The sequence below is a fragment of the Enterobacter cloacae complex sp. P16RS2 genome (assembly GCF_014982155.1).
Lineage (GTDB): Bacteria > Pseudomonadota > Gammaproteobacteria > Enterobacterales > Enterobacteriaceae > Enterobacter > Enterobacter cloacae_M.
Genome location: NZ_JADCKW010000086.1, coordinates 1 through 223, shown reverse-complemented (window position 1 = coordinate 223; position 223 = coordinate 1). Strand labels below are relative to the sequence as shown.

At 30.9% G+C, this 223-nt stretch carries 1 protein-coding gene; it reads left to right on the top strand.

What is annotated here, in order from left to right; genetic code table 11:
• On the top strand, positions 1–223 hold a 223-nt coding region (locus INF68_RS22980), incomplete at both ends, for a hypothetical protein (RefSeq protein WP_193525479.1).

Here is a 223-nt window from a genome sequence, read left to right as displayed (position 1 = left end):
AATAAAGATCTGAAAAAAGAAGCAAACAAGATATTACTGCATTTATCTAAACAATGCTTTGAATTGCGTGTGAGTTCTATTATTCAGAACCATCCTGAACAAGTAGAACAACTCAAGCATGAAGAAGCTTTTATGATGAATACTTATAAGGAGAGTATTAAAGTAGCAAAACAGATGTTCCCTAAAGTCGTAAGGAATACATTCTTTGATGTAAAGTTAACAA